The 7,154-nt window shown below is 74.9% G+C and carries 4 protein-coding genes; all 4 read right to left on the bottom strand.

What is annotated here, in order from left to right:
• Window positions 1-420, bottom strand: a 420-nt coding sequence (locus FF041_RS24185) for a peptidoglycan recognition protein family protein (protein WP_228388587.1), incomplete at its 3' end; no start/stop codon positions are given.
• A 29-nt stretch (window positions 421-449) separates the two neighbouring features.
• Window positions 450-2,009, bottom strand: coding sequence for a DUF6519 domain-containing protein (locus FF041_RS24180; protein ID WP_153524778.1), 1,560 nt, complete (start codon window positions 2,007-2,009; stop codon window positions 450-452).
• 129 nt (window positions 2,010-2,138) lie between these two features.
• Window positions 2,139-4,322, bottom strand: a complete 2,184-nt coding sequence (locus FF041_RS24175; RefSeq protein WP_153524777.1) for a hypothetical protein — start codon at window positions 4,320-4,322, stop codon at window positions 2,139-2,141.
• 226 nt (window positions 4,323-4,548) lie between these two features.
• Window positions 4,549-7,154: putative baseplate assembly protein (locus tag FF041_RS24170; RefSeq protein ID WP_153524776.1), on the bottom strand; the 2,606-nt coding region annotated here is incomplete at its 5' end.

Here is a 7,154-nt window from a genome sequence, read left to right as displayed (position 1 = left end):
CCAGGGGTCTTCGCCGTCGCCCAGATTGACGCACTCGAAGCCGTAGAAATAGCGGTTGCCGTCGGTGTCGGCTTCGTTGTCGGCGGGCAGCGCGGACTCGCCCCGCACCGCGCGCAGGACATCGGCGTCGCCGAGCCCGGCGTGATTGGTCCGTCCGTTGCCGACCAGGTAGACCGAACCGTCCTTGGCGATGACGCCGTGACAGAGCGGCCCCGGGAGGGTCGAGTGGCCGTTGTAGCAGAGCTCGACGGACCGCTGGGTGCCCGTGGTGACGGTGTGATGGATCATCACCCCGTGGACCGGCCCCCAGGGGCCTTTGTGATTGCGGTTGTGCGTACGCCAGCTGCGGTGCTCGACCACGCGCAGCCCTTCGTCCCGCAGGGCCTTGACCAATCTGTCAGCGGACAGTGGTGTCGCCATGTCCTGTGCTCCTTCGTTCCGGTGTTCCCTCAGTCGTCGGACTGTTCTTGCGAGAGCTCCTCGGCAGTGCGCTCCGCCGGACGGGCCCCCGCGGGCTCCGCGGGCTCCGCGGCCCCCGTGGCGGAGCCCGTCTCCACGGCCCCGGTCCGCTCCTCCGCCGCGGGGATCGGGCCCGCCAGCGGCCCGAACGCCATGCGCAGATCGGAGACCGACCCTTCGCCCAGCACCCAGGCCAGCGGCGCGTAATGGACCTCGACGCCGAACGGCGACCGGAGCAGCGGCCGGCGGGCCGAGTCCGCCGGCCACTCGACATCGCCCGTCGCCGTACGCGCGGCGACGGTCCAGAAGTCGCCCGGACGGTAGGTCGCGCCGGGTTCGAACCAGATCAGCACCCCGTCCTCCAGCGGCAGCCAGCGGCCCTCCTCGATCCGGAGCGCGCCATGGCGCGCTCCGGCGCCGCCGGCGCGGCGGGCGGCGGGCCGGTGGTCCCAGCGCCGCAGAAACGGGTGCCGCTCGGGACGCCGCCCCACCGAGGCGTCCGGCTCGGCCGAGAGCCTGACCCGGTTCTCCGGCAGATCGACCTCCTCCACCCGCAGCAGCGGCAGCGGCTCGCCGCGGCTGATCGCGGCCGTGTCGGTGAACTCGACCCAGTCGCCCACCCGCAGACCGAGCTTCTCGTCGCCGCCCGGCGAGGCCAGCTCCACCCAGGCACCGTCGAGCCCGTCCACGGCGAAGGTCACCGAGCCGTTCTCACGCGACCAGGTGAACGTCGCGTGCTCCGCCGTGCCGCCCTCATGGATCTCCACCCGGTACAGCTGGTTCTCCGGACCCCGGAAGCGGGCGTCCGGCTTCACCAGGCAGGGGTCGTCGTCGGCGGTTCCCGGCCGCTCGCTGCGGGCCGCCATCCGGGCGGTCGGGGCCTGCCCGGCGGCCCACTCGGCGAACGCCGCACGGATCTCGTCCTTGCCCGCCCCGTCCGCCACCGCGAGCTCCGAGCCCGCCAGCGGCAGCACCTGCCAGACGACCTTCACCCGGGCCGCCGTGTCGGACACCGCCGAGCCGAGCGCCACTTCGCGCAGCGACGGGTCCTCGACCGCGGTGACCGAGCGCTCCCAGACCTTCAGCCAGACCAGATACGGAAAGACGGACGGCAGCCGGTCGCCGGGACGCTCCGGGTCGAGATAGCCGTCGGGCTGGTCCCAGTACGTCCAGGTCGCCGGAGTGGCCGCAGTGGCCGGTGCCGCCGGGGCGCCGCCCCCGCCGGAGGCGTGCTCCTCGTCGGGGACCGCAGTGCCCGGCGCCGGACGGGTCGCGTCCAGCGGAATGCCGTCCACGTAGTAACGGCCGCCCCCGATGGTCAGATCGTCGAGCTCACGGCCCCGGCCCTCGAAGCCCAGCGCGAATCCGGTGGCGCCGAGCGGTCCGCCGTGCCGCCCGATCAGATCGGCGGCGAGGGCACGGGCCGCCGCCAGTTGGATCGCGGTCTGTTCGTTGGCGTCCGCGTCGAGCTGGACCCGGCCCTGCTGGGCGAGCACCGCCGAGTAGTGCCGGTCCGGCCGGAAGGTGACACGGGAGATGTCTGCGTGCATCGGATGGGAGCCCCTCTGGTGTATCGGTCTTCGGCGTTCGGTGGGAGGTGGTCGGGTGGCGGGACCGGTGCTCGGTGGAAGGCGGTCGTCGGGGTGGCGGGACCGTTCGGCAGTGGTGGAGCCGGGCGATCAGGTGACGCAGAAGATCCCCGCGTCGGTGTCCGCCGGCGTGTACTCCGCGAGCCGCGCCCGCAGACTGTCCAGGCGCTGGGGCTGGTACAGATCGTGGAAGGCGCCCAGCTCCGAGCCGTCCTCCGCGCCCCGGCCGACGCAGCCCCCCGCCGGGCCGCAGCCGCCCGGCGACCCGGCGCAGCCGTCGGCCAGCTGCCCGTACCCCGGTGTGCCGTACCGCTCGCTGGTGAAGAGCGGGCGCACCACGGGAGCGTGCGCGCCGTCCGCCGGGTCCGGCAGACAGCGGAAGCGGCGCGGAGTGCGGGACCCCGGGCAGACCCAGCAGAACCGCAGACAGCCCACGCCCCGCCGGACTGTCCGCAGCACCCCGGTGAAGACGCTGTTCTCGGCGATCCGCACCGCGTGGACATGGACCTCGCCGATGACGGTGGTGCGATGCGCGTGCAGCACGGCGTGGGCATGGCGGCAGTCGGGGGCGGAGAGCGCCGCCCGGCCGTGACCGGTGGCGTCCAGCACACTGTCGCGTACATGGATCTCCAGCGGATCGTGGCACACCTCGTCGCCGATCACCTCGATCGTGCCCAGAACGCTGTGCTCGACGGTGACGCACGCCGTGGTCCGCTCCAGCACCAGACTCGGCTCATCGGGCGAGAGCGGCTCGCACGCGGGCTCCAGCGACCAGCCCGGCACAAGCGTGCAGTGCCGCAGCGTCACCGCCCCCACCGGCCCGCTGACATGCAGTCCGCGCCCGGTGATCAGCAGACCGTCCAGCACGATCCGGGGCGGCTCGCCCGCACCCTCCCGCGCCCGGATGTTGAGCGCGTCCGGCCGGTTGCTGTACCAGTCGAGCAGCCGGATCACCGGCCGGGCGCCGTCCGCCGCCCTCAGCTCCAGCCGGTCGCCGGGCTCCAGATCGAAGTCCAGCTGCTCCTGGTAGGCCCCGCTGTGGGTGATCTCGATGATGCCCGCGGGGCCGTGCTCCCAGGACTCCCGGTCGGACCGCCAGTCGGCGTACGCGTCCATGATCCGCTCATAGGGCCGGCCCGGGCCGACCTGGTAGAGCCGCGCGCCGGACGGCGTCTCCCGCTCGCGCGGGTACTCGCCGCCGCCCATGTCGGCGGAGAACGCGTGGTGATAGGTGACCCACACCCCCTGCCGCGGCGCGCGGCGCGATCCGAAGGCGATCCTGCCGAGCACCGGATCGACGGCGACCTGCTGCCGCCGGGGCCGGTAGCGCCAGTCCGTCAGATCGGCCACCACGATGTCCCGGAGCGGCACCGGCTCGTCCGCGCCGTCGCGCCAGACGGTGAAGGACCTGCCCGGGCCGTAGTAGTCCGCGAGCCGGTCGGCGAGCTGACGGCGGCGGATGTACGCGGGCACATGGTCGACCGTCGCGATGTGCGCGGCCGACGGCTCGGGCACCGGCCTGGTCACCAGCGGGCTGTCGTTGCCGAGGATCGAGAAGGTGTAGAGACTGCGGGCCCGGTCCACGCAGTACGCGGGGGCCCGGGTCACGCGGTACGGCTTCAGCCGCCAGACGAACAGCCCGACGCCCGCGGGGGAACCGCCCCCCTGGACCCGGGCCGAGCCCGCCCGCCGCACCTCCGCCGAGCGTGCCACCGTTCCGAACGGGCCGCCCGCCAGCTCCAGCGCCGTGCCCTCGCGCAGATCCACGAGCCGGCCGCGCTCCAGCCGCCGCGCGTTCGCCGCCGGGGCGCCCGACCCGTACAGCCGCACCGGCTGAGCGCCGGAGACCAGCCGGGAGAGCTCCACGGCCCGGGACGGCCATCCGGCGACCGAGTCCGCCAGCTCCTCCAGCAGCGCGAGGGTGCCCTTGCGTCTGCGGTACGCGACGGTGGCGGCGACGTCGCGGCGCGGCGCGAGCGCCTCGGCGAGCCGGTCGCGGGCCTCATCGCCCCGCCCGCCGAGCCCGGCCGTGAGGACCCGCTCGTACCCCGGCAGCGGCCGGTAGCCGACCAGGTCGCCGATGTACGGCAGCACCCAGGGCGCCGCGGTCTCCACGAACCAGTCCTCATAGCCCTGTTCGACGCCGTCCCGCACCCGGTCCAGCTGCTCGGCGATCACCGCGAGGAGCGCGCGCAGCGGCTCCCCGCCCTCGGCGTCGCGCAGCCGGTGCCATGGGGGAAGCAGCTCCGCCAGCCCGTCCGGTTCCCTGCTCATGACAGCACCTTCCCTTCTCCGGCCCTTCCGGGCGGAGTCGTCGCCATGTGTGCCGCGAGCGCCGTACAGAGGTGATGCCCACCGGGGGCGCTCCGGACCCGTGCCCCGGCCCCGGGCGGACGGGTTCCGGCCCCGGGCGGACAGGTTCCGGCCTCCCGGACGGTTCCGCCCGCCGTGCCCGCCCCGTGTCCCGCACGGACCCCCGGGCCGCTGCCCCCGGCCGCCGTCATGACGGCGCCTCCGTGAGCACCAGCGCCTCCTCGACCTCCGGGGACAGCAGGGCGAGCTGCGCCGGCCGGATGCCCCGGAAGACGGAGACCGCCCGGCCCTTCGCCAGCGGCCGGGTGTCGGTGATGTCCGGGTTCAGCCGCAGCAGTTCCGCCAGCGGGATGCCATGACGGGCGGCCACCGAGGTCAGGCTCTCGCCGCCGTCGGCGGTGACCCGGTGCACCTCCTCGCGGTACGCGGCGAGCCGCGCCGCCACATCGGTGCGCGGCGACGGCTCCACCGCGCCGGCGAGCCGCGCGGCGGCCGTGGCCGCCGTCACCCCGGTGAACACGTCCACATCGACGTACTCCACCCCCGCGACCGAGTGGGCCGTCGCCAGCACATCGGAGAGCCGCGCCGGCACGCCCAGTTCCCGCTCCCCGCTGCCGAACCGGCGCAGCAGCGCCTGCCGCAGCAGCGGTTCGACCACCGCCCAGCTGTGGTCCGGGGCCACCTTCACCCGCGCCCACAGCAGCAGCTGCACCAGTTCGCGCACGGCCACCCGCACCGGGAGCCGCGTATCGCCGTACCGTGCGAGCGCGGACCGCAGAGCGGCCAGCATCCCGGAATCTTCCGCGATGGGCACGTCGTCCACCCCGGCGACCGTCAGATGCAGCACCGTGCGCCGCCCGTCGAAGACCTCACGCGCCACGGCCCGGCCGATGCCCGCCCGGGAACGGGCGAAGTCCTCGTAGTCCGCGACGGACACCAGCCGGTCGAGCGCGGAGACCGCGAGCGGAACGGTGCGCCGGGTCAGCCCCGGCCCGTCCGCGTCCGCGCCGCCCGTGGCGGGCAGCGGATTGGTCACCGCGTTCACCCCCAGCGGCCGGGTGACCGCCTGGGTGATCCGGCCCGCTCCGACATTGGCGGCCCGGCCGGAGCCGAAGCGGTAGCGGGCCCGGATGTTCTCGTGCCCGGTCGGCAGCCGCGCGCCCTGCACCCCGTCGCCGAAGGTCACCGTCGTACGCCCGTCACCGGCCGTCCCCGTCGCATACACCCGGTCCCGGGGGCCGCGCCCGGCCAGGCTGTCCGTCTCGTGCCAGAGCAGCCCGTCGACCCGTACCTCCAGAACCGGCAGCGCCCCCAGCGGATTTCCGGCGGGCAGCCAGGTCAGCGGGGACTGCCAGAGCGTGAACGTCTGGCCCGGACGGGAGGAGTCCCCGCTGCCGATCGGCTCGTCACGGCTCTCGCCGTGCGTCGCCGCGACCACATTGCCCTGGACGCGCACCGTGTCACGCCGGTAGCGGTATCCGAGATCCGCGGTGAGGGTCAGCCGGGTGTGGACATGGTCGCCGGGCAGCCGCGGATCGGCGTACTGCTCCACCGCCGCGATCACCGCCCGCTCGGCGGCGTACACCCCGGATGTGCCCGGAACATCCGTGCGCTCGCCCGAGACCAACAGCTGCCGGCCGGGCGCCAGCCCGTGGTACAGCTCGGCCAGCTCGATCTCATGGCCGTGCACCTCGTCGCCCAGCGGCTCACCCGCGAGCCGCAGCGTCTCCCCGCCCGTGTGCACGACGGCGTCCCGGATCGTGGAGAGCAGCACATCGTGCTCGTCCAGCCATGGGTCGGCCAGGGTGAGTTCGCTGCCCCGGCCCGTGATGCCGAACCCGGTGTACGCGGCGGTACGCACGCCGGTCACCCGGGTCGTCACCAGCGCCAGCGCCGGATCCCCGGGCACCCCGCCCTCGGCGCCCTTGCGGGGACGCTCGATCGCGACCCAGCTGCCGACGGCGATCGTGTCGTACACCGAGTCCAGCGACAGCACCCGGCGGTCGGCCCGCACCGGCAGGGTGGCGACGCCGATCTCCACATTCGGCGGCTCGCCCGCGCCCGTGTACCGCACGGTCACCTCGAACCCGCCGTGGGCGGCCTGCCGGTGCTCGCCCGGCGACAGCCGCCAGACGAGCGGTTCACCGCTGTGCACGGTCACCTCGACCCGCCCGTCGTCGGCGGGCCGGGAGACGCCGAGCGTCACCTCCGGCAGCGCGGCCCCGAACCGCGCCGTCACTCCCGGCTCCCGGGAGTACTCCGCCCGGCCGACCAGCCGGCTCAGCCCGAGATCCTGACCCGCCTGCGCCTGGAGCGACACCCGGCCGGGACCGAGCGCGAAAGAGGTGTCGGCGGGCAGCTGCTCCGACCGCTGCACCGAGGAGCCGCTCTCCGTGTACTGGAACTCGGCCCGCACCGGATCCCGGCCCGAGGTGTCGAACACCACCCGCATCATGGTGAGCGTGGACTCGCCCAGGGGCCAGTCCGTCTGCCGGATCACCCGCCCGCGGTCGTCCGTCACGGATCTGAGCGGAGCCGTCGCCCCGAACGGCGCGGCCGTCACCCGCAGCGCCTGCACCGCGCGCAGCAGCGGCGGCTCCGCCGCCGCCGCGCCGCGCCACGCCGCGTACATCCCCTCCCCGAGCCGTGGATCGAGCGCGGCGAGCAGCCGTGCGCTCAGCTCCGGGCCCGGTCCGACAGCACCCCCGGCAGCACCCCCGGCGGTGCGCGGGAGGGGCCTGCGCGCGGGGGCGCGCAGCGCAGGCAGCACGGCCCGGAGCGCGCGCAGGGCCG

This window comes from Streptomyces jumonjinensis (genome assembly GCF_009600885.1).
In the GTDB taxonomy this organism is placed as follows: Bacteria; Actinomycetota; Actinomycetes; order Streptomycetales; family Streptomycetaceae; genus Streptomyces; species Streptomyces jumonjinensis.
Note: the sequence above shows the minus strand (reverse complement) of the source record. Positions and strands in the feature narration are given on the sequence as shown.